Origin of the sequence: Microcystis sp. M015S2, assembly GCF_020245945.1 — a bacterium.
Taxonomy (GTDB): domain Bacteria; phylum Cyanobacteriota; class Cyanobacteriia; order Cyanobacteriales; family Microcystaceae; genus Microcystis.
The window spans coordinates 43,130-58,340 of record NZ_JADBTX010000004.1 but is presented as its reverse complement, the minus strand read 5'-3'; the positions used below and the strand labels follow the sequence as shown (position 1 = coordinate 58,340).

Annotated in this window: 13 protein-coding genes and 1 pseudogene; 6 read left to right on the top strand and 8 right to left on the bottom strand. The window is 45.2% G+C overall.

Features of this window, described 5'->3' with window-relative positions:
• Positions 1-58 precede the first annotated feature (58 nt).
• Complete coding sequence (cobO, locus tag IM473_RS00575) at positions 59-664, top strand: cob(I)yrinic acid a,c-diamide adenosyltransferase (protein WP_287656878.1); 606 nt, start codon at positions 59-61, stop codon at positions 662-664.
• On the opposite strand, the gene IM473_RS00570 is transcribed toward cobO, so the two are convergent.
• The 6 genes from IM473_RS00570 to pstS form a co-directional block, all read right to left on the bottom strand.
• A complete protein-coding gene (locus IM473_RS00570) occupies positions 665-1,846 on the bottom strand; it encodes an aldo/keto reductase (RefSeq protein ID WP_287656877.1) in 1,182 nt (393 codons plus the stop codon).
• A gap of 184 nt (positions 1,847-2,030) precedes the next feature.
• Complete coding sequence (map, locus tag IM473_RS00565; RefSeq protein ID WP_287656875.1) at positions 2,031-2,795, bottom strand: type I methionyl aminopeptidase; 765 nt, start codon at positions 2,793-2,795, stop codon at positions 2,031-2,033.
• A gap of 273 nt (positions 2,796-3,068) precedes the next feature.
• On the bottom strand, positions 3,069-3,878 hold the full coding sequence (gene pstB / locus IM473_RS00560; RefSeq protein ID WP_287656874.1) for a phosphate ABC transporter ATP-binding protein PstB: 810 nt from the start codon (positions 3,876-3,878) through the stop codon (positions 3,069-3,071).
• Positions 3,879-3,889: 11 nt separating this feature from the next.
• On the bottom strand, positions 3,890-4,774 hold the full coding sequence (gene pstA, locus IM473_RS00555) for a phosphate ABC transporter permease PstA (protein WP_287656871.1): 885 nt from the start codon (positions 4,772-4,774) through the stop codon (positions 3,890-3,892).
• Between the two features lie 4 nt (positions 4,775-4,778).
• Positions 4,779-5,753 (bottom strand): phosphate ABC transporter permease subunit PstC, encoded by a 975-nt coding sequence (gene pstC / locus IM473_RS00550; RefSeq protein WP_287656870.1) that lies wholly within the window; start codon positions 5,751-5,753, stop codon positions 4,779-4,781.
• Between the two features lie 175 nt (positions 5,754-5,928).
• The gene (pstS, locus tag IM473_RS00545; protein ID WP_287656868.1) at positions 5,929-6,942 is read right to left on the bottom strand and encodes a phosphate ABC transporter substrate-binding protein PstS; all 1,014 of its coding nucleotides are present in this window, start codon (positions 6,940-6,942) and stop codon (positions 5,929-5,931) included.
• A 537-nt stretch (positions 6,943-7,479) separates the two neighbouring features.
• Between pstS and IM473_RS00540 the strand changes: the two genes are divergently transcribed.
• The 3 genes from IM473_RS00540 (at position 7,480) to IM473_RS00530 (ending at position 12,124) form a co-directional block, all read left to right on the top strand.
• Complete coding sequence (locus IM473_RS00540) at positions 7,480-8,496, top strand: PstS family phosphate ABC transporter substrate-binding protein (protein ID WP_287656866.1); 1,017 nt, start codon at positions 7,480-7,482, stop codon at positions 8,494-8,496.
• Between the two features lie 437 nt (positions 8,497-8,933).
• Positions 8,934-10,211, top strand: coding sequence for an HlyD family secretion protein (locus IM473_RS00535; RefSeq protein WP_287656865.1), 1,278 nt, complete (start codon positions 8,934-8,936; stop codon positions 10,209-10,211).
• Positions 10,212-10,213: 2 nt separating this feature from the next.
• The gene (locus IM473_RS00530; protein WP_287656864.1) at positions 10,214-12,124 is read left to right on the top strand and encodes an ATP-binding cassette domain-containing protein; all 1,911 of its coding nucleotides are present in this window, start codon (positions 10,214-10,216) and stop codon (positions 12,122-12,124) included.
• A gap of 172 nt (positions 12,125-12,296) precedes the next feature.
• Here IM473_RS00530 and IM473_RS00525 read toward each other — a convergent pair whose 3' ends face one another.
• Positions 12,297-13,070: an all3515 family Zur-repressed PEP-CTERM protein gene (locus tag IM473_RS00525; RefSeq protein WP_287657013.1), complete on the bottom strand. Its 774-nt coding sequence runs from the start codon at positions 13,068-13,070 to the stop codon at positions 12,297-12,299.
• A gap of 246 nt (positions 13,071-13,316) precedes the next feature.
• Here IM473_RS00525 and IM473_RS00520 point away from each other — a divergent pair.
• A pseudogene (locus tag IM473_RS00520) lies at positions 13,317-13,490 on the top strand (IS701 family transposase); the annotation flags it as partial.
• Positions 13,491-13,728: 238 nt separating this feature from the next.
• Here IM473_RS00520 and IM473_RS00515 read toward each other — a convergent pair.
• The gene (locus IM473_RS00515) at positions 13,729-13,995 is read right to left on the bottom strand and encodes a hypothetical protein (protein WP_287656862.1); all 267 of its coding nucleotides are present in this window, start codon (positions 13,993-13,995) and stop codon (positions 13,729-13,731) included.
• 114 nt (positions 13,996-14,109) lie between these two features.
• Between IM473_RS00515 and IM473_RS00510 the strand changes: the two genes are divergently transcribed.
• Positions 14,110-15,210, top strand: a complete 1,101-nt coding sequence (locus IM473_RS00510; protein WP_287656861.1) for an ABC transporter permease — start codon at positions 14,110-14,112, stop codon at positions 15,208-15,210.
• Position 15,211 lies beyond the last annotated feature (1 nt).

The window sequence follows — 15,211 nt, the reverse complement described above, 5'->3', positions numbered from 1 at the left end:
CATAGCGATCGATAACCCCTTGAGTTACAATTATCTTGATTTGACTGGACAGACTTGAATGCAACTCACTCCCGAACAATACAAAGAAAAAATGCAGCGCCGCAAGGTCATCCAAGAGGAACGTTTAGCCGAAAAAATTGCTGAAAAAGGTTTAATTATCGTTAATACCGGCGATGGTAAGGGAAAAACCACGGCAGCCCTCGGTATGGTTTTACGTTCCCTCGGTCATGGTTACAAAGTGGCGGTGGTACAATTCATCAAAGGTGCTTGGGAACCTGCCGAACAAAAGATTTTTAGTGTTTGGGGGGAACAAATCGAGTTTTATGCTATGGGGGAAGGTTTCACCTGGGAAACCCAAGATAGAGAAAGAGATATAGAGAAAGCCGAAGAAGCATGGCAAAAAGCCCTAACTTTTCTCGAAAATCCCCAATATCAATTAATTTTACTCGATGAGATCAATATCGCCCTTAAATTCGGTTATCTGGATATTCAGGAAGTTATCGCTGGTTTAGCCCAAAAACCCGCTAATTGTCACGTTATTCTCACTGGTAGAGGAGCTTTACCCGAATTAATCGAGATAGCGGATTTAGTCACGGAAATGAAGTTAATTAAACATCCCTTTCGTCAACAGGGAGTGAAAGCGCAACCCGGCATCGAATTTTAATTAACTACTGCTTAAGCGTTGTACGGTCTCTCCCGACAATAATCGATGAGTTTCGGCGAGAAGATAAGGAATTTTATCAGCGTGGGGACTAGAGGCTAAACAGGCAGTTAAATCGAGTTTTTCCACCTCTTTTGCCTGTTGACCGGGGAACCAATGACCCCCATTCCCCAAGAGATTGTATCTGGCCTTGGCAAAGTCAATCATATCGTAGGCGATAGCGAGATTGCGTAACCAGAGGATAGAAGGAATATTAATCTGATTGGGGGTATTTTCCCAGCTAGGTAAACCCACAGACCAAGTTTTTACCCAATTATCCCCTAAACAGTTGATCATCTCCCCTTGCAATCTCTCGATAATTGCCGGTAAAATCTCCTCGGCTCGATCGAGTAAGGGTAAAGTTTTCAGGTGTTCATCAAAATCTCTGGCTCGCGCAGCACCGATACTAAGGGTATGGACGGCCGGATGACTGAGACAAAATAGGTCATTAAAAACCATCGGACTGAGAGGAGAACAGAGAGCCACGAGCTTAGGGGGAGGATTGTAGAGATGGCCGCCCTTATCGGAGGGACTAATGATAAAAACCCCCATATCGTGCTGTTTTGCCGCTTCTATGGCCGGCCAGTTATTCTGAAAAATATAGTACCAGTGCAGATTGAGGTAATCGTAACAATTTGTTGCAATAGTCTTGACAATTACATCAGTTGGTGCATGGGTGGAGAAACCGATAAAACGAACTTTTCCCTGTTGCTGTAATTTGTTCGCCTCTTGCCAACAACCGCCCTCGGCCATAGTGTCATCGAGAATTTCCTCGGTGTTGATGCCATGGATGCCCAACAAATCCACATAATCTAACCGTAAAAATTGCAGGGATTGCTCAAATTTACGGCGAAATTCCCGCACATCTTGACTAGGAGAAACTTTCGTCTGCACGATAATCTTTTCCCTCGGTAGTTGCGGCAAAATTTTGCCCAATTGCATCTCGGAAGTGCCGTAACCCCTAGCGGTTTCGATGTGATTAATCCCCACTTCCAGAGATTTATTGATAATTGCCTCTAAATTGCCTTGATTCTCGGCGGGAATTTGCGACATTGGCACATCCTGCCACTGAAATTGATAGCGCATCCCCCCACAGGAAAACACTGGCATTTGTAGATTAGTGCGACCGAAACGACGATACTGCATATATTCAGTTATCAGTGGGAATTATGAATTATGAATTATGAATTATGAATTATGAATTATGAAGTGGGGAGGTGGGGAGATGGGGTTTTAGGGTTTTAGGGTTTTAGGGTTTTGGGGTATTAGTTGAAACTTCCCTATTTCCCCATTCCCCCATTCCCTATCCCCTGTTCCCTGTTCCCTAAATTTAATCGGGTACAGTGAGAATTTCGACACCAGTTTCGGTGACGGCGATGGTGTGTTCAAATTGGGCCGAAAGTTTACCATCTTTAGTAATAGCAGTCCAACCGTCTTTTAAAACAATATGTTGCCAGGTTCCCTCATTAATCATTGGTTCAATGGTGAATACCATGCCGGGACGAATTTTTTTGCCCTTGCCGCGAGTGCCGTAGTGGGGAACCTGTGGGCCGGTATGAAAGACATTACTGATACCATGACCGACAAAATCTCTAACCACCGAGAATCCTTGTCCTTCGGCGTATTCTTGGATAGCTGCGCCGATATCGCCGATTTTACCCCCCGGCTGCACTGCATCTATGCCTCTTTGCAGACATTCTCTGGTAACTTCCACTAACTTTTTGGCCAGGGGGGAGGGAGTACCAACAAAGAAAGTCTGGGAGGTATCGCCGTGATAACCTTCTAAAATCGGGGTGACATCGATGTTAATAATATCGCCGTCTTTGAGGATTTGATCGGCGCTGGGGATGCCGTGACAGATAACCTCGTTAATGCTAGTACAGATGGACTTAGGAAAGCCATGGTATCCTAGGGGCGCACTTTTGGCTCCATGGGCGCGAGTCCAACGTTCTGCCTCATCATTGATTTCTAGGGTACTTACCCCCGGTTTAACCATTTCTGCCAGATGATCTAACAGTTTAGCCGCTAATCGTCCGGCTCGACGCATTTTTTCAATTTCCCGCGGGGAGAGTAAGGTGATGGTATCGTTGCCCATGAATTATCCGACTGTTGAGAAAGATTCTTGTTACATTTCTTATCCTAGCAAAATCGGGCAGTCTTAGGGTTTAGGGTGTGGGGTGTGGGGTGTGGGGTGTGGGGTGTGGGGGAATTATGAATTATGAATTATGAATTATGAATTGGGGAGCAGGGAGTGGGGTGTGGGGAGAATAAATAAAAATAATCTCCTGTCTCCTGTCTCCTGACTACTGATAACTGATAACTGATAACTGATAACTGATAACTGTCTCCTATCTCCTGACAAGACAAATTAACCGAATCTACCGGCTACATAATCGCGAGTTTGTTGATTAACTGCATCGGTGAAAATTTTCTGGGTGGTGTCAAATTCCACCAAACGACCGACGCGGGTTTCATCGGCATTAAAAAAGGCCGTGCGATCGGATACCCTAGAGGCCTGTTGCATATTATGGGTGACAATGACGATCGTGTATTGTTGCTTCAATTCATGGATTAATTCCTCGACTTTGAGGGTAGAAAGGGGGTCTAAGGCCGAACAAGGTTCATCCATTAATAATACTTTTGGTTTTACCGCCAAAGCGCGAGCAATACACAATCTTTGTTGTTGTCCTCCCGATAATCCTAAAGCGGATTTATTCAACAGATCTTTAACTTCATTCCAAAGAGCAGCCCCTTTTAAAGCTGATTCCACAATCCCATCTAATTCACTGCGACTAGCGGAACGATAAATTCTAATACCGTAGGCAATATTATCGTAAATACTAGCGGGAAAAGGGTTAGGGCGCTGAAACACCATACCCACCTGTCGCCGTAAGGTATGAAGGTTAACTTTGGGGGCGTAGATATCCTGGCCAAAAAACCTAACTTTGCCCTTAACTGTCACTTGTCCCTCTAATTCCCCGATGCGATTGAGAGCTTTTAAGAGAGTGGATTTACCACAACCAGAGGGGCCGATCATGGCGGTTACTTGCCTTTGCGGGATTTGTAAAGAAACCCCTTCCAGGGCTTTTTTGCTACCGTAGAAAAAGCTAAGATTTTCGACTTCAATCGCCGAATTAGCTAGAGAAGTAGGACTGTTCATGAGAGAGGAATCGATCATCAGAAAAATACTTAATTTGAGCGTTTACGAGTGACAAAACGGGAGAGAAGGCTAGTAATTAAAACTAAGATAATTAGTACTAAAGAAGCTGTCCAAGCCAAGGAATTTTGTTCAGGAAAGGGGGAACTAGCATAGTTATAAATCAACACCGTTAAAGCCGGTGTGGGCGACCAAAGACTTTCTTGCCAAAATTGACTAAATAAAGCCGTAAACATTAAAGGGGCAGTTTCTCCGGCAGCCCGGGCCACCGCTAATAATATCCCGGTCATAATCGGTGCGATCGCTGCTGGCAGGACAATGCGAAATACCGTATCGAAACGGGAACCCCCCAAAGCGGAGGAACCGAGACGGTAGGACATGGGTATTAGTTTAAGTGCCTCTTCCGTGGTTAAAGCGATGATCGGCAACATGATCACCCCCAAAGCAAAGGCCCCCGCCACGGCGGAAAATTGTTTGGTAGTTAACACCAAAACCCCGAAGGAAAACACCCCGACGATAACGGAAGGAGTACTACTCAACACCACGATCGCAAAGCGCAGAATAGCGCCAATTTTGGAACCGCGAGCGAATTCCGAGAGAAAAACCCCGGTGAGAATCCCCAGAGGTATGCTGCCGAGGGATGCTAAACCGACCATAGTTAAAGTCCCGAGGATCGCATTGGCGAAACCGTTGGGAACACTAGGATCGGAGCCAACTGGGGCGGGTAAAGAGGTGAAAACTTGCCAATTGAATCCGGGTAAACCTTCTTTGACAATTTGAAAAAGAATAGCGAATAAAGGCAGAATGGCGACGGCACTAAGAGCGATCGCTAAACCCGTGAGACCGTTGGTAAAAAAATGTCGCCACGGTGACAGGGGTTGCTGTAAATCTTCTTCGGGAAAAGCTCCTTGATTCATAAATTTAACGATTGCGGTTGATAAATTGTACTAATAAAGCCGCTACACTATTGACGGCCAAGGTAATAACAAATAGAATCAAAGCTAGATACATCAAGGCTCCGATGTGGATTTTTTCAAAAGCTTCTGGGAAAGTATTAGCTAGTACAGCAGGAATAGTATAACCGGGGGCCAAGAGGGAGGGACTAATAATCGAGGAGTTACCGATTACCATGGCCACCGCCATAGTTTCCCCTAAAGCGCGACCTAAACCGAGGATAATCGCCCCGATAATGCCAGAACTGGCCGCCGGCAACAACACGCGCCAGATGGTTTCCCAACGAGTGGCACCTAGGGCCATGGACGCGCTGCGTAATTCCGGGGGGACGGTAAGCAAAACATCGCGACTGATAGCGGAAATGGTCGGCACGATCATGATGGCCAGGATGACACCGGCGATCAGCATACTTGGTCCCAAAGGTTGGGTATTAAACAAAGGGAACCAAGCAAAATTTTGAAATAACCATTCTTGCAGGGGTTTAAGCACGGGAATTAGCACAAAAATCCCCCATAACCCGATAATTACACTAGGAATCGAGGCGATTAATTCCACTAGAAAACCGATGGGATAACGGATACTTGCTGGTAAATAATTCTCGCTAGTGGTTAAAGCAACGGCAACACTGAGGGGAATAGCTAATAAAAGAGCCAGAATCGAGGAAACAACGGAACCGAAAATAAAGGGTAAACCACCAAATTTGAGGACGTTCACATCCCAAGTGGTTCCCCAGAGAAATCCCCAACCGAATTCATTGATCGCCGGCCGCGCATCCTGAAAAACAATCCAGGCCATCCAGAGCAGAAAAATTAAACCGGAGGCGGCACAAATCCAGACTAGGATTGTAAAAATGCGATTGAATAAACCCGCAGTGCCGGGGTTTTCGTTAAGATTGGCCGCCGAGACATCCAAGTACTCGACAGGTTCAGAAAAATTGGCCATAAGGTAGAGAGCGATTACCAGTTATCAGTTGTTTAAAACGCAACTGTAGGGGCTGAACAATGTTCAGCCCAGAGAAAAGAAATACTTGCAGTTATTAGTTATGGGGTTAACCGGTAACTTTTTTCCATCTTACTGGAAAGCAGTGACAATCAAGTTCAAACTAATACAAAAGTATTTATTTAATTTTGTTAACTTCGGCTAAAACTTTTTGAGTCACCGATTGGGGAATCCGGGTAAATTCCAATTGATTGTTAATACCTTGACCGGTGGTGAGAATCCAAGTCAACAGTCTTTTAATTTCCGCCGCTTTTTTGTTATCAGCGTAGTCTTTCGGTACTAATAACCAAGTAATCCCGACGATCGGATAACCACTGCTCGGATCGTCCATATTAGCGGTAAAATCGGCGTTAAATTTGATCCCTTCCATCGCCTTGTTAGCTTGAGCGAGACTGGGTTCGACAAATTGACCGGCTTTATTTTGAACTTTGGCGGTTCTCATGGTTGCCCCTTCGTTTTTGCGGGCAAAGGTATCTTGAACGTAACCGATCGAGCCTTCTGTTTGTTTAACCAGGGCTGCCACACCATCATTTTTCGGTCCTTTGAGAACGGTAAAACCCCAGTTAGGTTCTTTGCTGGTTCCCACTTTACTTTTGAAGGAAGGACTAATCGCACTCAGATGAGAGGTAAAAATCTCGGTAGTACCGCTACCATCAGCCCTAACCACCACTTTAATGGGTTGGTTGGGCAGTTTCGGATCCACTTGTCTCCAGTTAGTGATCTCGCCACTGAAGATTTTACCGAGGTTAGCCCGGGAAATTTGTAGGTTATTTACCCCAGGCAGATTATAAACCACGGCGACGGCTCCTCCGGCGGTGGGAACTAGCAGTAAACCGTTTTTCATCTGGCTTTTTTCCGAGGAGGAAGGAGCGGCATCGGAAGCCCCAAAATCGACGGTTCCGGCGATAAATTGCCGGACACCAGCACCGCTACCGACGGAATTATAGTTAACGGTGACACCAGTGGCGTTTTTATAGTCGGCAAAATAACGCTGGTATAGGGGTGCGGGAAAGGAGGCTCCTGCACCGTTAAGGGTTTGGGCGAAAGCTTCTCCCATAGTTCCCATTAAAGCTGCTGCCGTGGCGAAGGAGACAGCACACACACGAGTTAGGGTAGCAGTTGAGAATATCATAAGTTTTCTGGTTGAAGGATCCTGCACAATTGGAAAAGTTGAACTTTCTTCAAAATATAGTTTAAGGCATAAATATTACTTTTAAATCTAGAAATATTGGGGATTTTTTTGGTTAAGATTGGGTAAAATTTTGGTTAAGTTTAATTTAAAAAGTTTACAGCTTTTGGCAATAATTTAGATCGATCAAGACAAAAATCGATTGTATCTATTCGAGGATGAAATCTTAATTTATACCATTTTTCAAAAGTAATGGCAGAGATGGTTAATTGCCCTCACCCCCAACCCCTCTCCCAGAAAGGGAGAGGGGAGTAAGATACCTGCTACGAATAAAGAAAAATGGTATTAAACCATCTATTGGGGAGAAATTGCCCAGACAAAGCTTTTTATCTGGGCCTGTCAAGGCAAACAGGGCCACCGCTGCTTTTCGCTACTGTTAAGTTTGTTATCTTTTTGGTGGAATTTTCGTGTCAAATCAATTTTTTTTGAAATGATGGAGATAGATTTTTCTGACTCCCAGAAAAGCAAGGGGATGGATAAATGCTGATAAATCTCGATAAATTGCTCAAAAAGGCTCTTATTTTTGTTAGTGCTGGTGTTTTAGTTGCTTGCGCTCCCGTTGACTCCCAATCAAACAAATCAATTATTATTGATGGGTCTAGCACCGTTTACCCGATCACCAAAGCTGTCGCCGATGAATACAAAAAACAAAAACAGCCGTCTGCGGATATAAGCGTCAAATTTTCGGGTACTACTGGCGGATTTCGGCAGTTTTGCGCTGGAAAAACCGATATTAGCAATGCTTCGCGACCGATTCGCAGCGATGAGATCGAAGCTTGTAATCGGAATAACATTAGATTTATCGAATTGCCGATCGCCTTTGATGCACTTACCATCGCAGTCAATAAAGAAAACAATTGGATTGATAGCATCACTTTAGAGGAATTAAAAAAAATCTGGGAACCTGCGGCCCAGGGTAAAATTACCAAGTGGAGTCAAGTGCGATCAGGATTGCCGGATAAACCTCTCAATCTCTTTGGTGCGGGCAAAGATTCGGGAACTTTCGATTATTTTACGGAAGCGGTGGTAGGAAAAGAAGATGTTAGCCGTAGCGATTACGTTGCCAGTGAAGATGACGACACTCTAATCCAAGGAGTTAGTCAAGATGCCAACGCCCTGGGATATTTTGGTCTAGCTTACTACGAAAAACAAGCGGCAAACTTAAAAGCCTTAGCAATAGACAGTGGTAAAGGGGCTATTTTGCCCTCCCGGGAAACGGTGCTACAATCCACCTATCAACCCTTAGCCCGTCCTTTATTTATCTACGTTAACGCCCAAAAAGCTCAGTCTAATAAGGATTTACAGCGTTTTGTCGAGTATTATCTCAGTCAAGCTCAAAATATCGTTCAAGAGGTCGGTTATATTCCCCTGAGCGGTGAGCATTATCATTTAGCCAAGGTCACTTTCTTTAACGGGGAAGCGGGAACAGTTTTCGGGGGACACTCAAAATTCGATGTGACTTTAGCCGAATTACTGCGCCAGAAAGCCAAGTTTTAGAAACTTAAAATAGGGTGAGATTAACTCACCCTATCAACTTTTATTTATGCTGCGGGAATAAAGCTAAAATTCTTGGGTTTGCTTCCTTTTCCTTGAGAAGACACATTGATCAGCGTTGTGCAGAGAATTAATTAGGGCTTGCTGAATAATGGTAAAACCCTTTTAAAATAAGGCTTTTGACCTGTTAAAATCCGATCTTAGTGCCAGAAAATCGGATTGGAACCCTCAAAAACCTTGCATTATCCTTCTTGTAGTACATAAACTAGTACAAAAAGAGAGGGCAACAAAGCCTGAAACGACCGGCTACTGACTCCTGACTCCTGTCTCAACTAGGAAATTAATTGTCCACGACTACTTATAAGTTCTCAAAAATTGCGCCCCTAGTTATCGTTTATGATCGAAGTATCAACCTTGGCCAAATTTGGGAAGTAAAGGTAATGGCTCGATCTCACCTCGTTCCTAACTTGCCGGTAGCCCCGGAAAAACGGCAATTCAACCCGCGGTTGCTGTTGCCCCTAGCTGTTGTGATTGCCGCCGGTTATCTCGGTTGGCGACATTTTGCCCCTGTCCCCCCAGCTACGGTACTCAATGTCAGTGGCAGGATTGAAGCAGACGAAACTGATATCGGGGCAAAAACTGGCGGACGAGTAGATCAAATTTTAGTCCGGGAGGGCGATCGAGTCAAAGCAGGACAAGTGATCGCAGTAATCGTCGATGAGGAAGTTAATCAACAACTGCAAGCAGCGATCGCGTCCGTTAACGCCGCCCGACAAGAGGAAGCACAAGCATTGTTAGATATTAGCGTGGCCGAAAGTCGCATTCAAGAAGCGGCAGCGAACTTAGTGCAGGCAAAAGAAGACTCCTCCGGACGAGTTAGCCAAGCGAGCGCCAACGTTGCTGCCGGTCAAGCGGCAGTAGAACAGGCAAAAGCGGAGGTAAAACAGGCAGAAGCGGCAATAATCAGGGCAGAAGCCCAATTAAAACTGGCTTTAGCCGATCGAGAACGTTACGATCAACTATTTAGGCAAGGAGTAGTTAGCCAGCAACAATTCGATCGCACCCGTACCGATGCCGACGCGGCCAAAGCAGACTTAGACACCGCTAAAGCTACTCTCGTGGCACGAAAAGCCGCCGTTAACACTGCCTGGCAGCAACTGCGAGCAGCGCAGGGAAATTTAGCCCAAACCCGTTCCACCGCCCTTAATTCCGTCATTCGCAGTAATCAGTTAAGCGCTTACCAACAACAAAAAGAACAAGCTAAGGCCCGATTAGCCATCGCCCGGGCAAATTTACAAGCGGCGATCGCTAATCAACAACAATTACAAAAACGTCTCGACTCCATGCAGGTGAAAAGTCCCATTAATGGCATCGTTCAGGATCGTCCCTTGCAACCGGGGGCCGTAGTTACCAGTGGGAAAACCCTGCTCACCGTCATCGATCCCCAATCGATCTATCTGCGCGCCTATATACCAGAAGGGGACATCGGCAAAATTTATGTGGGCAAACCAGCGCAGGTATTTCTCGACTCCGATCCCGATCGCCCCTTAGCTGCTAAAGTTAGTGCGATCGATCTAAAAGCGGCCTTTACTCCCGAAAATATTTACTTCCAAAAAGATCGCGTCCGGCAGGTGTTTGGTGTCAGATTAGCGATCGATCAGTCGGAAACCTACGCTAAACCCGGGATGCCCGCCGATGCTAAAATTGACTTGAAATAACCATGGTTTCCGCCGCCGATCCCTCTTTATCCCCCTTAATTGAAGTCGTCAACCTCCAGAAAAACTACGGCAATTTTGCCGCCGTCAGAGGGATAAATTTCCAAGTCTATCCCGGGGAAATTTTTGGCTTAATTGGTCCAGATGGGGCGGGAAAAACCAGCACCTTTCATATTCTGGGGGGGGTGATGAACCCATCGGGTGGTTATGTGGATTTAGAGGGAAAAAAGCCCCGTCACGTCCGTCAAACTATCGGCTATTTAACCCAACAATTTTCCCTCTATCTTGACCTCAGCATTGATGAAAACCTGCGTTATGTGGCCAATTTGCGCCAAGTAACCGAGAGGGATTTGCAAGCGCGCCGGGATAAATATTTAACTTTAATGAACCTGAAGGGCATCGGCGATCGCCTGGCTGGTCAACTTTCCGGGGGCATGAAACAAAAACTCGCCCTCTGTTGCGCCCTGATTTCCCGTCCCCAAATCCTACTTCTCGATGAACCCACCACCGGAGTTGATCCCGTCTCTCGGCGAGAATTTTGGGATATTTTAGCCACTTTAGCCCGCGAAGGTATAACAATTGTGGTGGCTACTCCCTACCTCGATGAAGCGGAACGTTGTCACCGCATCGCTTTGATGTACGAGGGAGAAATTCACGAGATCGGAACTCTCAGCCAATTGCGCCAACGTCTCGGTTTACAACGCTTGGAAATTCGATCGCCCGATATCGCCGCTACCGCCGAAAAAATACTTCTTTTGGTTGATGGACAAAATATTAATGACGTGCAGTTATTTGGTGATCGTCTAGATGTGTTAACTGGCAATCCCCAGCAAGCAACCAGAATTATTCAGAATGCGATCGATAATCTCAGCGCTATCCACCCTAGCGAGGCAACCCTAGAAAACGTCTTTGTCACCCGTTTGCGACAACAGGGTTCCGATCCCCCTTTTATCCCCTTACCAAAGTTTAAATCCGAGACCATCACCACGGGAATAGCGATCGATGCTAGGGATTTGCGGAAAAGCTTCGCTAATTTTTGCGCCGTCAAAGGTGTTACTTTAACCATTGACTACGGAGAAATATACGGGTTATTGGGGGCGAATGGTGCGGGAAAAACCACCACGATTAAAATGCTGTGTGGGCTACTTTCCGCCTCTGATGGCGATATTTCCTTAGCTGGGCGCAGTCAAGACCTGCGTAATCCCGTATTACGGCAAAAAATCGGTTATATGAGCCAAAAATTCACCCTTTATGATGATCTCACTGTGATCGAAAATCTGGAATTTTACTGCGGGGTTTATGGGGTTCCCCCGCGCTACCGTCGCCAAAAAATCGCTTGGGTTTTGGAAACGGTGGGATTAATCGGACGGGAAACAATGTTAACCGGAAGACTGCCGGGAGGATGGAAACAACGCGTCGCTTTTGGCGCTTCCGTGATGCACGAACCGGAGATATTATTTCTCGATGAACCCACTTCTGGAGTTGATCCCCTAGCGCGACGACAATTCTGGCGCTTAATTAACGATTTGGCTCGTCAGGGAACTGCGGTATTAGTGACAACCCATTATCTCGAAGAAGCGGAACAATGCAATCGTCTCGGTTTTATGGTAGCTGGAGAAGTGGTGATGCAAGGTTCCCCCAGTCAAATTAAAGCAGCACAACCGGGGCAATTAATCGAATTACGTCTCGATCGAGTGCAACAAGCGGCAGAAATTTTCAAAACCCGTTTACAAGCTTGGCGCGTCTCGATTTTTGGCGATTGCTTGCACCTGACTCTCGATCATCCCGACAGGGAAATTCCAGAGATAAAAAAGATTGTCAGCACCGCAGGAATACAGGTACAATCCTTGCGTTTGCTTCCCTTTTCTTTAGAAGACGCATTTATCAGCGTTGTGCAGAGAATTAATGAGGATTGATCAAGTTTTTTGCCGATAACTTGGATAATAGAGACCTGCTCTTTAATATTGTACCATTTAGGGTTAGTCCGCTCCTTCTACAGAGCCATTGTCTCCGTGGGATGTTATTCCTACGCAGGTTCCCTACAATGGTAGGTCGTTAGATTAGAAAAGTCCTAACATTTTGGACGGATTATCGGCTATTTTTCTTTTTTTGCCTTTTTACTCCGCCGAGAAGACCGAGCGAACCCAAGAGAACGATTCCGGGCAAGGTAGAGGATTCGGGAACCGGTTGGAAATCGAGGCTAAAGGTTCCCGATGGTAATAGCGGGGTACGACCGTTTGCGGTATTCGTATCCACGAAGCGAAAGGTAGCGGAATAGGTTCCTAACGGCGCGTTCCCATCTGTTGAAAACACGGGAGTGAAAGCGAACCAATCTCCTTGCCCGATAACATAAGTATCGTTGACCGCGTTAAACAAATTTATTCCCGAAGCGTCCGTTACCGTCAAACCTGGCGTGATATCGATTAATTGTAGGGCGATCGTCGCCTCGTCTCCCAACAAGTCCTTCCAGCGACCGTTTCCCGTATTATAAATTGCGTTCACGTAAGGATCGGCGAGATCGTCGGTTAAATGGGCGACCGGACGTATTTTCAAATCCGAATACATATGATCGTCCGTTTTCTGGCTAATATTCTTTCCCGCAAAAACGCCGCTACCCGGAAACAGGGGGATCGGGGATAGGTTGAACCGTGTTTCGGGCAATCGGTTATTGGTACTGGTCTCTACCACTGTCGCGTTCGTTGCCTCCCCCGTGTAACTATAAATACCGATGGCGTGGAAATGACTGATATTGACGGGTTCATGTTGATGCGGGAACAGAAGCGATAGTCTCCCATAGTTCGGATTGGCCAGAGCTTTATAAGTCCCGCTGGCTAGAGTCGGGAGTCCGTCTATCCCGACCATAATATGATGATGACTACTATGGGATTGGGCGAGGCTCGCGGTCGAACTAAGAAAGACGGCGGAAATCGAGACGAAAAAGGCATTTAAAGCCTTATTAGTCAAAATAAACATATATTTTGTCAGAGATTTTGTTCTACCTATCGTAAGAAAGATTTTTCTGGAAGTCAACAGACAGCGTGTCGTAGACAGGTGTCGCGTCTCTCGATAAATCGGTTCTCACGCGCTTGGTGGTGATTCGGTAGTAGTGATGAGTGGGCAATTCGTAATCATTTCTTTTGCGCTTTCCCTGCTTTCTCTCATCTTCAGACTGCCTGCCTTAATCAACTGATTAACAACTGCTATGAATTTGCCCGAAAGCTATTTATCCCTGTTATTCGCCAATTTATTATGGAGAATATTACGGAGACTATGTTCGCATAAACTTGCTATGCCTATTTGAGGCTTTCTGTCAATGCGTAACTTCTATATTGTCCCATTTAGGGTTAGTCCACTCCTTCTACAGAGCCATTGTCTCCCTGGGATGTTATTCCTACGCAGGTTCCATATATAGCGTTTCCTGTTCGCAAGAGGTACATTGTCGATGGTGAAAAGCTTAATCAGCAAAAGTTTAACTGTGCCACACAGGTGTGAGAAACACTATATACCCGTTGGCTAATCTTTATTCCTGATCCGGGGATTGTCCGAAAAGATGCTCTACGATTCGCTTAACTTCTGTACGGATACCAGTGACTTCGTTGCGGAAAAACTGTCGATCGCTCTCAGCTTGAGTGATAAATTGATTTAAGCGCTCGTTGGTTCGTTCCAGACTCGCTGCTATTGTCCTAACCTCACGGGTTAGCTGTGCTATATCTTCTCGATTCTGTTGCGTGAGGACAACGGTAGCCTGTAGTATGCTCTCGATCCATTCTAATCTTTCATCTGTCATCGGTTACAATCCCTTTAGAGCTTTTTATCTGTCCCTCTACTAAGAATTATATAGGGCTTGCTGAATAAGTTCCCTAGAAATGCCGTAAAAATTTATTCTTAATCGGGCAATTTCATGAAACGAATTATCTCCCAATGTCGTAAGGAATTAGTGCAGTTTAGTCGTGATCGACTTACCCTCGCCCTCGCTTTCATTTTACCCGTGATGACTCTTTTTATCTTTGGTTTTGCTATTCGTTTAGAGGCGAAAGATATACCGGTTTTAGTGCAAGATCAAGATCGAACAGTTTTTAGTCAAAATTATAGCGATCGCTTGTTCGCCACTAATTTATTTATTCCCGTGGTTTGGGAAGGCAACCCTGAAACCGCTTTAGATCGAGGTATTGCTAGGGCAATTGTTGTGATTCCTCCCGATTTTAGTCGTAATTTACAAGCCAATAAAACTGCCGAAATTCAAGCAATTGTTGATGGTACAGATGCTAATAATGCCCGAATTATTCGCAATGCGATTAAAGCGACTACCCGCTCTTTTTTACAAGCAGAAAAATTAATTTCTGCCACTATTCCTATCGAAACTGCCACCCGACTTTGGTTTAATCCGGGACGACAAGAATCTCTCTATATTGTGCCGGGGGTTTATGCTGTGGTTTTATGGATTTTTCCCTCACTTTTATCAGCGATCGCTATGGTACGAGAAAAGGAAAAAGGCACAATTTTACAAGTTTATGCTTCCGCTCTCACTGCTGGAGAATTAATACTAGGTAAATCCCTCGCTTATCTAATAGTAGGAATCGGAATCGCTATCGGAGTTATGGGTTTAGGAAGTCTCATTTTTCAATTAGATTTTGCCGGTGATCCAATGCCATTACTATTAGGAACTATCCTCTATTTATGGGCAAGTGTGATGTTTGGATTAATGTTAGGTGCGCGTACCGGTAATCAAAATTCTGCGGTGCAAGGTGTTTCTTTAGTGGGTTTTCTCACTGCGTTATTACTCAGTGGTTTTATTTATCCGTTAAGTAATATTCCCTTTCCCCTCTCTTTAGTTTCAAATATAGTTCCCGCTCGTTATTATATCGAAATTACTAGAGATGCTTTTGTCAGGGGTGTGGGTTGGGCGGGTATTGGCAATAATTTAGTTATCATTTTCCTCTTGGGAATGGTCTTATTTTTATTGGCAATAAAAGCTCTATCAAGAATGCAGTTAGGAGAATAAT

Coding starts and splice junctions, on each gene's coding strand:
- cobO (WP_287656878.1), top strand. CDS start 59: ATGCAACTCACTCCCGAACAATACAAAGAAAAAATGCAGCGCCGCAAG.
- IM473_RS00570 (WP_287656877.1), bottom strand. CDS start 1,846: ATGCAGTATCGTCGTTTCGGTCGCACTAATCTACAAATGCCAGTGTTT.
- map (WP_287656875.1), bottom strand. CDS start 2,795: ATGGGCAACGATACCATCACCTTACTCTCCCCGCGGGAAATTGAAAAA.
- pstB (WP_287656874.1), bottom strand. CDS start 3,878: ATGATCGATTCCTCTCTCATGAACAGTCCTACTTCTCTAGCTAATTCG.
- pstA (WP_287656871.1), bottom strand. CDS start 4,774: ATGAATCAAGGAGCTTTTCCCGAAGAAGATTTACAGCAACCCCTGTCA.
- pstC (WP_287656870.1), bottom strand. CDS start 5,753: ATGGCCAATTTTTCTGAACCTGTCGAGTACTTGGATGTCTCGGCGGCC.
- pstS (WP_287656868.1), bottom strand. CDS start 6,942: ATGATATTCTCAACTGCTACCCTAACTCGTGTGTGTGCTGTCTCCTTC.
- IM473_RS00540 (WP_287656866.1), top strand. CDS start 7,480: ATGCTGATAAATCTCGATAAATTGCTCAAAAAGGCTCTTATTTTTGTT.
- IM473_RS00535 (WP_287656865.1), top strand. CDS start 8,934: ATGGCTCGATCTCACCTCGTTCCTAACTTGCCGGTAGCCCCGGAAAAA.
- IM473_RS00530 (WP_287656864.1), top strand. CDS start 10,214: ATGGTTTCCGCCGCCGATCCCTCTTTATCCCCCTTAATTGAAGTCGTC.
- IM473_RS00525 (WP_287657013.1), bottom strand. CDS start 13,070: ATGGTCGGGATAGACGGACTCCCGACTCTAGCCAGCGGGACTTATAAA.
- IM473_RS00515 (WP_287656862.1), bottom strand. CDS start 13,995: ATGACAGATGAAAGATTAGAATGGATCGAGAGCATACTACAGGCTACC.
- IM473_RS00510 (WP_287656861.1), top strand. CDS start 14,110: ATGAAACGAATTATCTCCCAATGTCGTAAGGAATTAGTGCAGTTTAGT.